Consider the following 15449-nt stretch of genomic DNA (forward strand, 5'->3'; position numbering starts at 1 on the left):
TGAAGGATTGGTGATAGAGGTTGAAGGGGCACTCGAAATCGGGTGCCTTTTTTCTTGGAAGATCCGATCAGGCGGGAGTTATTTTACAATCTTTCTTGTATTTATTCTCTAGATAATGGTAAAATGTATGGGAACATGTGTTTGTTTTTGCGTTTTCCACAGATAGGGGGAAATAGGCGTGGTTGGAATCGTTGAGAAAGAGCCATTTTCGGTATTAGGAAAGAGGATTGCAGACGAAGTTCCCGAATGGATTTCGCCATTATGGCAAGAAGTAAATAATGACTATATTGAGATAAGTAACTCCGCCATCCGTCATCTTGTGCAAGCGGCTCCCAAATGTTTCGTTAAGGAGTCGATGCGTTCATGATCGAATTGACAAACCGCCAGGCAAGACAATTTCTGTTATTGAAGCACGGGCTCTTAGGTGAATATCAATTGGCTGGAAAGGAGGGAGTATTGGAGTTTGTACGGCAGGTCGGCTGTATTCAATACGATCCCATCGATGTTTGCGGAAAAAACGCCGAATTGGTGCTGCAGTCGCGAATCAAAGGATTTACCAAGAACATGCTCGACGAGCTGCTGTATAAAGATAGATTCCTGATCGATTATCCTGACAAGAATCTGGCGATTATACCTCTCGAGGACTGGCCTTATTTTGAACGGTACAGGCAGGCCGCCCGACAACATGCCAAGCGCTACCCCGGAATGGAAGAGTTGACAGAGCAAGTGCGGGTTCACATCCACAATCACGGTGCGCTAAGCTCGGATGATTTACAATTGGATGGAAATTTCTCGTGGCAATCGGCTATCCACTGGAGCAGCGGAAACAATACTTCCCGGTCGGTGCTGGAACAGATGTACTCGACAGGCGAGTTGATTATCCATCACAAAAAAGGAACACGTAAATATTACGATATCGCCGAGAAATACATACCGCCAAATCTGCTGAATGCGCCGGAGCCGCTGAAGGCCGAACTTGATCATCACAAGTGGCGGGTACTGCGCCGGATCGGTGCTGTTGGCCTGTTATGGAATCGGGCATCCGATGCTTGGCTGAACATATGGGGAATGAAAGCGGCGCAGCGTAACGAGGTATTCCGCCAGTTGTTGGACGAAGCTCGCATTGTTGCTATTGCTGTAGAGCAATTGAAGGATACGCTGTACTGCCGCGCAGAGGACTTGCCGCTCATTGAAGCCGTCCTGCAAAATCCGGAACCGAAATTTCGCTGCGAGCTGATTGCCCCGCTGGACAATTTGATTTGGGACCGAAAGCTGATCAGCGAATTGTTTGGCTTCGATTACACCTGGGAGATTTACACGCCCGCAGTCAAACGGAAATTCGGTTATTATGTGCTGCCTCTATTATACGGAGAAAGCCTAATCGGACGAGCCGAAGTCATCGCGGAGCGAAAAACCGGGACACTCGTCGTTAAAAATATATGGTACGAGAACGGCATACAGCCGACAAAGCAGTTGCGAACAGCATTAAACCATTGTTTTCAACATTTCGCATTATTCAACGGATGCGGGACGATTAGTGAGGTGGAAATATGAATAACGAAGTGATATTGCGAGACGTGAATTCAGATGACTTGCCGATATTTTTTGAGCAGCAATTGGACAAGATTGCCAACCATATGGCTGCCTTTACTGCCAAAGATCCAACGGACAACACCGCCTTTATGTCCCACTGGCACAAGATATTAGACGACGACCGGATTATAAAAAAGACCGTGCTTTTTAACGATCAAGTGGCGGGGCATGTATCGAGCTTTGAACAGTTCGGTGAACGAGAAGTCAGCTACTGGATCGGACGAGAGTATTGGGGAAGAGGTATTGCGACTAGATCACTTTCTCAACTTCTTGACTATGTAAACATTCGTCCCTTATTTGCTCGTTCAGCCAAAGATAATACAGCTTCTATTCGGGTATTGGAAAAATGCGGATTTAAGATTTGTGGTGAAGACAAGGGGTTTTCCAATGCACGTGCTGAAGAAGTCGAAGAATATGTTTTTAAGCTGCCTTCTAAGGCAGAGTAGCAATCTCAATATTTCTCAGCTAACGGGAACGTTAGCTCAATGAACATTGAAAGATAAATTTAACAAGAACCAGGCACTACATCAAATTTTCATCATATATAGGTGATATCCGTTTAGATTTGTTGAGGAGGATATCATGCAACCTATGTTACCTATGGAAAAGTATTTTGGGCAGTTTGAGCTAGTGCATGCTTTTTATGGGGCTATGCCTACTGGTGTCAGCGTTTCGGAAACCGGTCGTATTTTTGTATGCTTTCCGAAATGGGGAGACGATGTCCAATTTACTGTGGCGGAAATTGTAAAGGGGCAGTTGCAGCCTTATCCCAATATAGAAACCAATTTGGTTAATACGGCGAATATTACGATGTCTTTCGTCAGTGTCCAAAGCATCGTTGCTGACGGAAGAGGAACACTTTGGGTACTGGATACCGGGGCACCAAATTTTTCTGAACCGATTCAAGGAGGAGCAAAATTAGTTGCTGTTGATTTAAGCACGAACACAATAAGGAGAGTATATACCTTTACTGAAGACGTTGTTTTGCCAACAACTTATCTGAATGACGTCCGTTTGGATTTTCGGGTAGGAAGAGCAGGCTATGCATATATAACAGATTCTTCTTCCAGAGGTCCAGGGGCTATTATCGTCGTGGATTTAGAAAATGGGAACGCTTTTAGACGGTTAAATGGGGCAGTATCAACTTCACCTGATTCTCATTTTTTACCCAAAGTAGAAGGCAGAATTTTGATGAATCGAAACCCGGACGGCTCCACTTCCCCTTTTAGAATGGCTTCCGATAGTTTAGCGATTTCTCTGGATGGTAAGGTTTTATTTTATGCTCCGCTAACCAGCCGTCAACTGTTCTCGATCTCAACAGAAGCCCTAAGAGACAGAAGCATACAGGAGATGAATTTATCTCAATATGTGCAGTATTGGGGGGAAAAGGGTGCGTCTGACGGAATGATCACTGGCTCAAAAGGAACCGTCTATGCAGGAGACTACGAAAATAATAGCATCCGGGAAATATTGCCAAATGGCGTAATGGAAACCATCGCGCATGATCCGAGAATTTTATGGCCGGATACTTTTTCGATTGGCCCTGATCAATACTTATATGTCATTGTGAATCAATTACATCGGCAGGCGAGATTTCATTATGGGAGAGACCTGCGGGAAAAACCATATAGTTTACTTCGGTTGAGAATTGATGAATTCCCTGCTCCTACCTTTTCATAAGTCATCGTAAACGAGCAAAAGACTGGCTTTACTCACAGCATAACCTCATTGTAAAATCATACCAATGTATGTGAGGAGTAAGGAGGGGTGGTACATATGTGGATTGGAATTGCATCTTCCCCCAAGAACTAGCAAATCATTCTTGGGGGGAATAAACAGGGATGTTGCACTCGAATAAAAACTTTTGGTTGCTTACCTTAGCTGAAATCGTTTCTCAAGCAGACAACCATTTTAGAACTATCACTGTTGCGGTATTCACATTTAATTTAACAAACTCGATCTTTATAACTGCATTGCAATTTTTGTTCAATTCAATTCCGGGTTTTGTATTTTCGAATTACGCCGGTCGTTGGGCCGAGAAGGTAAACCCTCGACTGGGTATGATAGTAGTCCATGTGGTCTGCGGGATACTCACCCTGCTATACCCTGTCATGGAAGCAACGTGGGCGATATTTTTACTTAATTTGATGTTAGCGCTTGCAGGTGTATTTGGTAATGCGTTTAAAGGTGTATGGCTTCCGCGTGTAGTAGGGACTGAGCTTGTAACCAAAGCAAACGGGATTCGCACCTCTCTCGGAGGCGTGATTGACCTAGTCTTTCCAATAGTCGGCGGACTAGTCATTCTATGGCTCGGTACGTTTGCCGGGTTTGTGCTTGATAGCTTAAGTTTTCTCCTAGCTGCCATCGGTTTTGCCTTTGTGCGTCCCATTGACCGTTCAACATCCGAATTAATCGATAGTACTTTTGTAGACGGCGCAAATGCACAACTTGTAACTGAAACTGCATGGAGCTTTATCAAATCCCGAAGCGATATTTTATTTCTGCTGATCGTGTATGGAGCAATTACGTTCTCAGGGCAAGGAATTTCAGTTGTTTTTTTACCGTTTCTGGAGTCCCAGTTTCATATCGGATCAGAAGGGTACGGAACGGTCATATCTGCGTTTCTCCTGGGTAACGTTCTGAGCGGCTTCATCCTTGTTAAGTGGGGAGACAGGGTCTCAATCGGCAGGTTTATGATCTTCGTATGCGTGGTTCCGTTTGCTTGGATAGGTTATATGCTGGTAAGCAATTTTGTCATTATGCTTGCCTTGGTCGTCGTAGACGGATGCATCTCGATTGGAGCCTTTGCCTATGTTCAAAGTGTCATTCAATCAAAGACACCCGACCAATTGATCGCTAGAGTGTTTGCATTCTTTATGACATTACATTTTGGCTCTGAGGTACTTGGCACGATAGTCGGCGGCGGTATTGCTCAATTATTGGGTTTCACACCTATGTTCCTGTTTCTTTTCGCGGTTACTGTTGTTATATTCATGTTAAGTGGTCTTATTTCTATAACTACAGTAAAATCCAGACATTGTCATAAAGAATAATAGAACAGCAGATATCAGTAATATTGGTGAAAATCACCTTATTGAAGAGTCTGAATTTCGACCCATATGATGGCCACTTTGAAAAAGGACCCTCTTTTGTGGGTCATTTTTGTTTAATCGAGCTATGAGATGAGTATTCACTGTTGTGATGAATATATCGAAGCTCGTCATCCGGAATTTTTGGTGGTGGGGCCTCGGTGAAGGTTACGCCCAGCAGTTAGCAAGATAGGCAATAAAAGTTCCAGTGTGACGAGGAGGAGAACGCCTATGACGGTCGTTCTCCTTTGATCTGACTTACGTATATGCCAATTGAATGTCAATAAACTGAACGACGATTTGGCAGATTTCACCTGCTTGATCGTAGCCCCAATAAACCGGATAGGCGCCATCGCCAAATCCGGATTGGAACATGGGGATATGGTACTCGGTGTCGGGAATTTTCCAGTTTAGCCAATCGCCACCATTGCGCTGATACTGCGGATTTTCGCGATAACTCTCGGCAAACAGGGCTGCAAAATAATCATCGTAAAGATTGCCATCAGGATGTTCTTGATGCCACCGACTAGCAAAGTCGCAAAAAGCGTGATGCGCCTGCTTATCGCAAATGCATGCCAGACCCGCATCTACATTGAAGCCAAAAAACTCTCCGTCCCCCATCCCTAAAATATCTTCATGTCCAATCAGAGCTTCCTCGAACCGGACGGCAGGAACATCTGAAAATCGCAGACGAACGGCGGCATAGCGGGCACAGTCACCATCCTCGTCCGGCTTCACGACACAGGCTTCGGCTGAGTACGTTCCAACGGACGCCCTTTGGAAATAAGGCTGCTCCTTTATACTCCCCAAATAACACAGCGGGTCGCGGACAAGAATTTGGCCGGTAGGAATGGAGGTGGGACCAAAATCTATAACTGCCAGCTGCTTGCCTGCTAGCTCAGGCAAAATAAAATAATCATTCAAGTCTACAGGGCATTTCAATTTGTCACGCTGCTGCTCCCACTGGGACAGCCATTCACTTGTTGGGATCATGGGCATTTACCTCCGGATATAGGCTTGTAAAAGTAGTGCGTGTTGAGGGTGTTGAGTGACAGGCACTAACACCAAAGTGGCATCCACCCTATGTTAGAACAGCAACCTGACTTGAATCAACTGCCTAATGAACTAAACGCTAAACATTCTCATGTTGAAGATCGAGGTTTAACCGCTTAAAAGCTGCGTTGCTGCGGCTTTATATGGTTAAACGTATTTGATATGTGTTATCCATTTTTGCATACTTTCTTTGATATGATGAAAAGTATCATTCGTGACGGCATTCAAGCTGGGGAGTTTAGAGAGGATCTGGATGTTGATGCGCTAGCATCATTTGCATTTTCCTTGTTGGAGGGAGGGATTTTGCTCAGCAAGCTGGATGGAGATAACAAGCAAATGTTAACAAATATAACAATCTTCTTGTCCTATTTGCAGCAGTGCTGCTTAAAGACACGTTAATCTGGTGTTCTGGCACATTGCATTGGGACCGGCTGCTGTTCTGGGAAAGAAGAATTGCTAAATAAGCTGTTATAAAGAAGGGCGTACCGAAACCGCAACGCAGTGCAGTGGTACGTCCTTTTACTGGTAGCTGAATACCTGACTTAAGTATGTGTTCTAAAACTATTCTTTACTTTTGGACAATTTTAAGGTAACGATAAATGGTGGCTTCTGATGTTTTTAATCAGCATTATTCGTTTCCTATCCTTGCGCTGTCGGACGGACCACGATTTCACTGACATCCACGTCATGGGGCTGCTCAATTGCAAACGCAATAGCTTTAGCGATCGAGTAGGGGGATAACCCAATATTCTGATAAGCTTCGAGTTTGGCTTTCATCTCTGGGTCCCTTATAGCATCCAGAGCATCCGATTGCATGGAGCCAGGTGTGACTGTGAATCCGGGTGAAACAATCGTTACGCGAAGCTTATCGCCGGCTTCTTGACGCAGACCTTCTGAGATCGCACGAACGGCAAGTTTTGTCCCTGCATAAACCGACATATTCGGCAAAATGCGATAGGCTGCCGTGGAAGCAATGTTAATAAAATGTCCTGAGCCCTGATTCCGAAAGGTGGGTAGTGCCGCAGCTATCCCATATAAAACTCCTTTAATGTTAATGTCGATCATGTCTTCCCATTCCTCGACCCGCAGATCGTCAAAGGGAGACATGGGCATGAATCCCGCATTGTTGATAAGAACATCAAGCTTGCCGAATTTCTCGCTTGCCAATTGGACAAGGTTTGAAAGGTCTTCGGACCGCTTCACGTCAGTAACGAGATAAGCTGCCTTACCGCCAGACTTCTCAATCCGGTTAGCTATAGCTTCAAGCTGATCCGATCGCCGCGCGCCAAGTACGACTTGGGCTCCTCTCTCGGCAAGCAGCATTGCAGTTGCTTCACCGATCCCGCCACTTGCGCCTGTTATTACAATGACTTTATCTTGTATTCCGGACACACTCACCACTTCTTTCTTCTATAATATATGTCTCGTACACATTTCATTTTAAGAAAAGCGGGGGTTCAACCGGTAGACCATTCATGCCCGTTCCTTGCCTAATCCCGCCAGAGAAGTATAATGGGTCTAACTGATTTTTGAATAAAAGAGGTTGGTGCATAAACTTGAAAGAGCTCATTTCCGAGTTAGTCCAGTACATAGATCGTCTTACACCGATGGATGGCGTGCACAGCATGGCAATTCCTGAGCTTTATTTCAGACGTCAATCTCAGCAGTCAGGACCAGTGTACAGCAACAGCCATCCTTCCCTTTACATCGTTGTTCAAGGTTCTAAAACGGTGGACTTAGCTGAGGAAAGATATGATGTGGGCCCAGGGGGCTATTTGGTCTCTCCGGTACATCTGCCTGTGATCGGACAAATTACTCAAGCATCGCCAAGCTATCCGTACCTAAGTTTACAACTGACCTTTGATCCGAATCTTCTTCTCGATATATCGAAAACATCCAGTCCTTCGAAGAAGATGACGACTGAACGAGGAATCCTACTCAATCCGCCTACCTCGGACTTGCTCAAAGCGGTTCTACGCCTTGTAGAACTTCTGGAGACCCCATCTGATATTGAGGTGCTGGCTCCCTTGATCATTAAGGAAATATTTTACAGGGTCCTTCAAGGCGAGAAGGGAGAGCTGCTGAAGCAATATGCCGTGATCGGAAGCTATGCTCAATGTATATCTGAAGCCATCCAATGGATCAGAAATCATTATTCTGAGCCTCTAATCATTGAAGAGCTGGCTAAGACGGTCAAGATGAGTCCGAGGAGCTTGCATAGACATTTCAAGAAAGTAACGGCCATGAGTCCGCTTCAATATCAAAAGATCATTCGCTTGCAAACAGCAAGACAACTGCTGCTAACGGAAAACCTGGATGCAGCTAACGCGGGATTTCGAGTTGGGTATGAAAGTCCTTCACAATTTAATCGAGAGTACGTCCGCTTATTTGGACGTCCCCCGATAAGGGATATTCATGATTTACGTGAATTTTCCTTGTAGAGGATATCTGCTAATCCAAGACGACAAGAACATACACACTTAACAGCCGCATTGATGCGGCTTTTTTGGCGGCTCGGTATTTTAGATACCATAGTCTGCTTCGCTTCTGGAGCAAATCCGTATTTAAGTGGTTCATAGTATACTCAAGATCCCGTGAAGCCGCTATTATGCATCTTTCTCCCGGTTCGACATGTTAAAATAAAAAGCATGAATATGAAAACGAATCCTTCACTTGGGAAAGGACCAGACGATGACGAGCGATTGGAATATCAACAACCCTGAGATTCTTTTATCAAAATTACGAATTCCTCACCTTCCTGTCCAATACGTGTCACGCCCACACTTGATCGAGCGATTGAATGAAGGCATGACTGGGAAGGCGACATTTCTGACCGCTCCGGCGGGGTACGGCAAAACGAGCTTGGTTAGCGAATGGGCAGGTCAATCGAACGTTCCCGTCGGATGGCTGTCGCTGGACGAAAAGGATAACGATCTGGTCCGGTTTTGGCGATATGTCACGACTTCTATCGAGCGGGCGATCGGAGAGCTGCCGAGCTCAGTCCATGATGCGGCTGACGCGCTAAATCCCGGGCAGGCTGAACCGTTTCTCGTGAAGTTACTGAACGAATTGAACCGCCTGCAGAATTCGCTCGCGTTAATCTGGGATGATTGGCACCTGATCGTGGAACCGGAAATCGCCGAATCCGTTTCATTCTTCCTGGAATATTTACCTCCTTCCGTATATCTTCTATTCGCAAGCCGTGCCTCAGCCAGTATTGTCAAGGCGAGATGGCGGAGCCGTGGCTGGATCCATGAAATCGATGCCGATCCGATGCGATTCGATTTGCGGGAGACAATGGATTTCTTCCGGATCTCTTCCGGGCGGGAGCTGCGAAGGGAGGAGATCGAACGTTACCTCGCCGAGACGGAGGGATGGGTGACCGGCTTGAAGTTAATTTCGTTATCTTGGCGTTATGGAGGCCGATCAGATGCCGGGAAGAGGCGCCATTCTCCGGAAGGAGAGAGCTTGGAACAGTATTTGCTGGAGGAAGTGTTCGAAGCTTTGGACGAGCGGACCCAGCGATTCTTGCTGGATGTGTCGGTTCTGGAGCGCATGAACAGTCCTCTGTGCGAAAAGGTTGGCGGAGGTAACGGCTCGGTGAAGCTCGCTGAGTTGGTGGACGTCGGTCTGTTTCTGGTCCCGCTGGACGACCGTAGGGAATGGTACCGGTTCCACCACTTGTTCGGAGAGTTTTTGCGGAATCGGCTAGAGCTCCAAGATCCCGTCAGAACGAACGCCTTGTTCCAAGCCGCCGCCGAATGGTGCGAGGGACAGGAGATGCTTGAGGAAGCGGTCGGATATTATTTGGCCGGACAGCGGTATGAGGAAGCCATGCGCTTGCTGGAAAGGATGCGCAGCGTCATGATCCGGCGGGAGTTCCACGCAATCCGGTCCTGGTTGCAAGCGATTCCCGAGCAGATGTTGATCCAGCGCCCCTACCTGTTCTTTTCGTATATTTTCTCGCTGTTATGGTCCCACGATGTTGAGAAGGCGAACCGGTATTTGCTGCTGGCCGAGCAGTATTATGAGGAAACCTCGTCCATGTGGGAAGAGGAGGAAAAGAACCGTTATCTGGGTTACCTGTATTACGTTCGTAATTTCAAGGCGACCCAGTATGACATGGACATGATCCGAGCGCTGGAGTATATCCGTTTGTCGCTCCGACATAGTCCCGAAGGAACGGATTTAATTTTCGCGTCTCCCTATATGCCGCTGGCTCCATCGGTTTTCCGCTCGTATAACGGCAAACGGGGCAAGCATCTGCCCAGGGGCCTGTCAGACGACTTTTTCGCGAGCATGATCGAATTCATGGGCCGGATAGGCTTGCAGGACTTGACGGTGATTTGCTATGGGGAACTGCTGTACGAACGGAACGAGTTGGAGCAGGCGGAGAACTATTTGAAGCAAGGACTCGCGGGCAGCAGCCATAAAGCCTATCAGCCGGAAAAAGCGTATGTCCCCGCAAGCCTATTCCTGTCGCGGATCGGAAGAGCGAAGCAAGACGTCGCCCTGGCGGAGAAGTGGCTGGAGGAGGCTTGCGCGAGAGCGCAAAAGGAGGAAGCCGATGCGGCGCCGATTCTCCTCGAAGCGGAGATGGCCGCTCTGCGGCTTCAACAGGGGGACCTTACGGAGGCCGTCCGGTGGAAGGAACGGTACAAGCTCTCCGCGGACGATCCGGTGTCCGTGTATCAGCTGTTCGTTTACGTCTTCCTCGTCCGGGTGTTGATGGAGACGGGTGAGCGGCAAGAGGCGTGGGAGTTGTCGGAAAAGCTGTTTTCCATCGCGGTCAAGGGCCATCGTCCGATGGATGCACTGGATCTGCAGATTCTGCAAGCGATGATGCTCCAGCGCGGGGACAAGACGGAGGAGGCTCTGCTCAAGCTGGAAGAGGCGTTAGGGTACGCTGAGCCGGACGACTACGTCCGCGTGTTCGTCGACAAGGGCAAACCTGTCGCGGAGCTGCTCGCGGAATACGTGCGGCAGCGCCAAAAAGGGAATATCCGAGACCGCAATGCGCCCTCTCTCACTTACGTCCGCAAAATTTTGGCCTGTTACGGCGGAACGGCCGATCCGCTGAATATCCCGCCAGCCGCTCTGGAGACGCTTCTGACGCCTAAGGAGTATGCGATTTTCCGCCACATGGAAGTGGGCATGGACAATGCGGCGATCGCAGCAACGCTCGAAATCAGCATGGGCACCCTTAAAGCGCATATTAACCGCATTTATAGTAAGCTGCAGGCGAAAAACCGCTTGGAGGCGATAAAGCGCGGACGAGAGCTGCGGGGTGACCGCTGATCCTTCCAAATTCGATCTAATCTTCTATAACCAAGGCTATAACCGCGGTTAGATTCAATAGCCAAAAGGATCTTTTATAATTTCTTTTGAAAGACTATTGATTGAGAGAAAGAAAGGATCGGATGGTATGAAGCGCGTTTTCTTATGGTTTATGGTTCTGCTGCTGGCATTTGATATTCTTCCAATGCCCATCTACGCGGAGTCGGAGGGAACCGACATGGCCGGCAACGGGTCTGCGGAGGATCCCTTTATTATCACGGGGCTGGATCAACTCAACGCCATGCGCAACAACTTGTCGGCACACTATCGGCTTGCCGCGGATATCGATGCGTCGGATACGGCGAATTGGGACGGCGGAGCGGGCTGGAAGCCGATCGGAGAGCGGGGTAACGGTGACAAATCCGAGCAGTTCACGGGGGAGCTCGATGGAGCGGGATACGTTATTCGAAATTTGACGATCAATCGCCCCTCCGAGCAGGGTGTCGGCCTGTTCGGGATGATCGGCACGGGAGGGGTGGTCCGGAATCTCGGTATTGAAGGCGGCTCCGTCATCGGCAGCAATTTTACCGGCGCGCTGGCGGGGAACAATGATGGGACGGTCGAGCGAGCTCATGCAAGCGTCGATGTCACGGGATATGGAGTGGTTGGAGGGCTGGTCGGTTATGATTACGGCCAGATCATCTCTTCCTACGCCACAGGCAATGTAAACGGAACTAGTACCGTTGGGGGATTGGCGGGTCGCAGCGACAGAACGATAACGGAGTCGTACGCGACTGGCAACGTAGTGGGGGATAATGACGTAGGCGGACTTGTCGGACTGCTGTTTGGAGGAAACTTGACTCGGTCCTATTTCTCCGGCAAAGTTATGGCCCGTGGCTATTACATAGGAGGGCTCATTGGAAATCTGGACGGTGGAGACTTAAGTCAATCGTACAACATCGGTTCCGTCAGCGGAGACCGTGTCGCAGGCGGACTTGTTGGCATCTCGGTTTACGGCCATATCGGTAATACGTATACCTCCGGAACCGTTACTACTGCGTCAGGCGATGTCGGCGGAGTACTCGGTGCCAATAACGGCGCCATGATGGAAAATAACTACTGGGATTCGGAGACTTCTGGCCAGAGCAGCGGTTGCAGCTATAACAACGATGATTACGGAGTCGAATGCGTGGTGACTAAGCTCACTACCGCACAAGCCCTCAGCCAAGCGAGCTATGCAGGGTTCGATTTCAATGCGGACTGGTTCATGGTTGACGGTTCGACCCGGCCGTTCCTCCGCTCGGAATGGTCGCAGACGATCAGCAACGTTCACCAGCTTCAGTTAATGGCGATGGATCCGACGGCGAACTATACGCTTGAGAATAACATCGATTTCGGCAATCTCTTCAAGGACGAGAGCCGGGCGGATATGTGGGGGACGAGCGACGAAGCAGGAGCCGGATTCGCTCCGGTCGGCGCCTTCACCGGCAGGCTGGACGGCAAGGGGTATGCGGTCCGGGGCTTGATCATTAACCGCCCTGATACAGGACAGGTCGGTTTGATCGGTTACCTCGGCGATGGTGGGCTCGTCCGCAGCATAGGGGTGGATGGCGGCAGTGTCCGCGGAGGATATTCCAGCGGCGGATTAGTCGGGGACATTGGCGGAGGTACAGTCGAATTGTCCTATTCATCGGCGGATGTAAGCGGCAGTAACAATATCGGAGGGCTGGTCGGCAAGATGCTTCCCGGTGTCGTCAAGCAGTCCTACGCGACAGGCGCCGTCACTGGCACGTATGCTGTCGGTGGACTGGTGGGCCGCGCCGACCTGGGGAGCTTGGTCGAGGATACATACGCAACCGGCTCCGTCGAGGGAAAAGCGGAAGTCGGAGGGCTGGTCGGACGGCATGTTGGCACGATCAACCGAGCCTATGCCGCTGGACGCGTATCGGGCTCCGGTTCGGAGGTCGGAGGGTTAGTTGGGAGGGATTTCAGCCCGACTTCCATCGTAACCTCGGGATACTACGATGCCGCAGCGACAGGACATGGAGGCGGTCAGACGACGGCGTCCTTGAAGCGGAAGTCGACCTTCGGGAGCTGGGATTTCAGTGGGAACTGGACGATTGAAGAAGGGAAAACGTATCCTTTCTTACAAGGAATTAAGGCGAATATAGGCCGGGACGCAGCTCCTCCGGCGGTCGTGAATATTCGGATCGAACAGCCGGATAGCATCCTGCTGACATTCGATGAAGAGGTGAACTTGCTGTCTGCAGGAGGCTTCTCCGTTCTAGCGGACGGGGTTGATGTCACGGTGGTAGGTACTATAATGGCCGGGGCAAAGACCATGAAGCTGACGATGGGTGAACCATTGCGCAGCGGCCAGGATATCAGGCTGTCGTACGATTCGCAAGCGGGAAGTATCGTCGATCTGGCGAATAATCCTTTGCCCAGCGTGTCGGATCAACCCTGGCCGCCGAATATCGAGGTCACAATGACAACGGCTGACGGCAGCAATTACCAAGACGGAACGTGGACGAACCAACCAGTGTCGGTGAGCGCATCCGTTTATGAGAGGACAGCCGAGGTTAACGAGTTTGTCTACTCGTTGGATGGAGGCGAGACTTGGTCGCCTTATACGACTAGCATTGAACTGCAGGACGACGGTATCCATGTCCTCGATTTCAAGGCGGCAGATGCGGCGGGAATGGAAACGGCGGAACGGCGCACGGTTAAAATCGGTTCAAGCGGGTTGGCATTGACCCCGACGATAGTAAAATCGGACGGAGGCACTTATACGGAAGGGGAATGGACGAACCAGAGCGTGACCGTCAGCGTATACGCTGAGGGGGGAACCGGCGGGATTGCCTCGTTCACTTATACGTTGGACGGCGGATCACCGCAAGCCTATACGAACAGTTCCCCGATCGAAATCACCGAGGATGGCGACCACGCGATCGTCTTCCAAGCGGAGGATGAGGCCGGCCATCAGTTGTCCGGCGTGCTGAAGGTGAAGATCGATCGAACGCCTCCTGCCATCGCGTTCTCCCCGAACGGCAGGGATTCCGTGGCCACATCGGCTTCATCCCGGACGACGGCGATGGATACCGGAAGCGGAATCGATCATTCAACGCTTCAATATGCTTGGACGACGGATCTCTCCGCGCCAGTGGAAGGTTGGGCGCCGTTTGCCAGCGGCACCGATTTGACGAAGAGCGGGGTGACCGGCGATTGGTACTTGCACGTAAGAGCGTCTGATCAGGTAGGGAACTCGACGGAAGCCGTATCGAATCGGTTCCGTTTGGGCCAAGGAAGCAGCAGTTCGGCGCCATTGCCGGCAAACACGAACCTGGACGGATTGAATTGTGGTGCGGCAAGCGTGGTCGGATTGAAGGGCGGTATGGTTAAGTTCGAAGGCGGCGAGATCTCGTTTCCCGCCTGTGCATTGGACCGCCCTTTCCAAGTGACGGTTAACCAAATAACCGATACGGATACTCTCCCGTTGTCAGATCTTGAGCGTCTAACCAGCCGAGTATTCGAAATGAAGAAAGACGTGCCGGGGAATTTCCTTGTTAATGTGACCGTCAAGCTTCGCCTGAACGCTGATGTGACCCGGCAGGATGGCGATCCAATTCTGCTCTGCTGGCTAAACGAGGATACCGGGCAATGGGTTCCATTGGGGGATCCGCAAATCGACTTCGAGAACGGCATGGTCAGCGGCACGATCAACCACCTCGGCAAGTTCGCGGCTATCGCCCGAACGGTTGTTAACAACGAATCTGCAGCTGTATTTACGGATATCCAGGGCCATTGGGCTGAAGAAACGATCCAGCATCTGGCGGGAAGCGGGATTGTAAAAGGGTATCCGGACGGCACATTCCGTCCGAACCGTCCGATTACACGGGCAGAGTTTGTTTCGATTCTGACCACGGTCCTGCAATGGAAACCGAAGGCGGATAATGTGTTCATCGATACAGAGAACCATTGGGCCCGGGCTGCGATCTCCACGGCTTATGCCAATGGAATGATCCGGGGTTATGACGGTAATACATTTTTGCCGGATCAGCCCATCACGAGGGAGCAGATGGCGGTGATGGCGGCGAATGCCTTGCATTTGGAGAACACGAAGGGTACTCCTTCCTTCACTGACGGGGATCGGATCTCGCAATGGGCGAAAAATGCAGTTGCGTCCGCGGTAGAATGTGGGATCCTCACAGGATACCCTGATCGAACAGTGAAGCCTCAAGCCCAAGCGACCCGGGCGGAAGCAGTCACGGTGATCAAGAAAATCATTAGTTATATAGAAGAAAAATAGAGGCGAATCAGAATAGGCCGTACCTACAGGTCAAAAAGACCTGAGGCACGGCCTGTTTTTTATTGCAATGTGGTCCATATTCATTTATATCAATATTAATTGGTCATGAAGCTAATGAACTCGCGTCT

Annotated in this window: 11 protein-coding genes; 9 read left to right on the plus strand and 2 right to left on the minus strand. The window is 49.7% G+C overall.

Annotation, left to right across the window (positions count from 1 at the left end):
* The first annotated feature begins 178 nt into the window (after positions 1-178).
* From C7820_RS06705 to C7820_RS06725, 5 genes are all read left to right on the plus strand, one after another.
* Positions 179-367: a hypothetical protein gene (locus tag C7820_RS06705; protein WP_116230279.1), complete on the plus strand. Its 189-nt coding sequence runs from the start codon at positions 179-181 to the stop codon at positions 365-367.
* Positions 364-1554, plus strand: coding sequence for a winged helix-turn-helix domain-containing protein (locus tag C7820_RS06710; RefSeq protein WP_116230280.1), 1191 nt, complete (start codon positions 364-366; stop codon positions 1552-1554). The genes C7820_RS06705 and C7820_RS06710 overlap by 4 nt, the downstream gene beginning before the upstream one ends.
* Complete coding sequence (locus tag C7820_RS06715; protein ID WP_116230281.1) at positions 1551-2039, plus strand: GNAT family N-acetyltransferase; 489 nt, start codon at positions 1551-1553, stop codon at positions 2037-2039. Before C7820_RS06710 ends, C7820_RS06715 begins: the two co-directional genes overlap by 4 nt.
* Before the next feature lie 136 nt (positions 2040-2175).
* The gene (locus C7820_RS06720) at positions 2176-3273 is read left to right on the plus strand and encodes an L-dopachrome tautomerase-related protein (protein WP_116230282.1); all 1098 of its coding nucleotides are present in this window, start codon (positions 2176-2178) and stop codon (positions 3271-3273) included.
* Positions 3274-3434: 161 nt separating this feature from the next.
* Positions 3435-4646, plus strand: coding sequence for an MFS transporter (locus C7820_RS06725; RefSeq protein ID WP_116230283.1), 1212 nt, complete (start codon positions 3435-3437; stop codon positions 4644-4646).
* A gap of 294 nt (positions 4647-4940) precedes the next feature.
* Here C7820_RS06725 and C7820_RS06730 read toward each other — a convergent pair whose 3' ends face one another.
* Positions 4941-5675, minus strand: coding sequence for a DUF4241 domain-containing protein (locus C7820_RS06730; RefSeq protein WP_181908952.1), 735 nt, complete (start codon positions 5673-5675; stop codon positions 4941-4943).
* Between the two features lie 222 nt (positions 5676-5897).
* On the opposite strand from C7820_RS06730, the gene C7820_RS06735 reads away from it, so the two are divergent.
* Positions 5898-6134: a TetR family transcriptional regulator C-terminal domain-containing protein gene (locus tag C7820_RS06735; RefSeq protein WP_258875140.1), complete on the plus strand. Its 237-nt coding sequence runs from the start codon at positions 5898-5900 to the stop codon at positions 6132-6134.
* Positions 6135-6374: 240 nt separating this feature from the next.
* Here the strand turns inward: C7820_RS06735 and C7820_RS06740 are convergent, their stop codons facing one another.
* A complete protein-coding gene (locus tag C7820_RS06740) occupies positions 6375-7127 on the minus strand; it encodes an SDR family oxidoreductase (protein ID WP_116231662.1) in 753 nt (250 codons plus the stop codon).
* Positions 7128-7291: 164 nt separating this feature from the next.
* Between C7820_RS06740 and C7820_RS06745 the strand changes: the two genes are divergently transcribed.
* The 3 genes from C7820_RS06745 (at position 7292) to C7820_RS06755 (ending at position 15321) form a co-directional block, all read left to right on the plus strand.
* Positions 7292-8176: an AraC family transcriptional regulator gene (locus C7820_RS06745; RefSeq protein WP_116230285.1), complete on the plus strand. Its 885-nt coding sequence runs from the start codon at positions 7292-7294 to the stop codon at positions 8174-8176.
* 343 nt (positions 8177-8519) lie between these two features.
* On the plus strand, positions 8520-11033 hold the full coding sequence (locus tag C7820_RS06750) for a winged helix-turn-helix domain-containing protein (protein WP_258875141.1): 2514 nt from the start codon (positions 8520-8522) through the stop codon (positions 11031-11033).
* A gap of 127 nt (positions 11034-11160) precedes the next feature.
* Positions 11161-15321, plus strand: a complete 4161-nt coding sequence (locus tag C7820_RS06755; protein WP_116230287.1) for an S-layer homology domain-containing protein — start codon at positions 11161-11163, stop codon at positions 15319-15321.
* Positions 15322-15449: the final 128 nt, after the last annotated feature.

This window comes from Paenibacillus sp. VMFN-D1 (assembly GCF_003386155.1).
Taxonomy (GTDB): Bacteria; Bacillota; Bacilli; order Paenibacillales; family Paenibacillaceae; genus Paenibacillus_AQ; species Paenibacillus_AQ favisporus.

What these genes read in the sequence shown, in the direction of transcription:
- C7820_RS06715 (WP_116230281.1), top strand. Translation starts at nt 1,551, where the DNA reads ATGAATAACGAAGTGATATTGCGAGACGTGAATTCAGATGACTTGCCG.
- C7820_RS06720 (WP_116230282.1), top strand. Translation starts at nt 2,176, where the DNA reads ATGCAACCTATGTTACCTATGGAAAAGTATTTTGGGCAGTTTGAGCTA.
- C7820_RS06735 (WP_258875140.1), top strand. Translation starts at nt 5,898, where the DNA reads ATGTGTTATCCATTTTTGCATACTTTCTTTGATATGATGAAAAGTATC.
- C7820_RS06730 (WP_181908952.1), bottom strand. Translation starts at nt 5,675, where the DNA reads ATGATCCCAACAAGTGAATGGCTGTCCCAGTGGGAGCAGCAGCGTGAC.
- C7820_RS06755 (WP_116230287.1), top strand. Translation starts at nt 11,161, where the DNA reads ATGAAGCGCGTTTTCTTATGGTTTATGGTTCTGCTGCTGGCATTTGAT.
- C7820_RS06725 (WP_116230283.1), top strand. Translation starts at nt 3,435, where the DNA reads ATGTTGCACTCGAATAAAAACTTTTGGTTGCTTACCTTAGCTGAAATC.
- C7820_RS06710 (WP_116230280.1), top strand. Translation starts at nt 364, where the DNA reads ATGATCGAATTGACAAACCGCCAGGCAAGACAATTTCTGTTATTGAAG.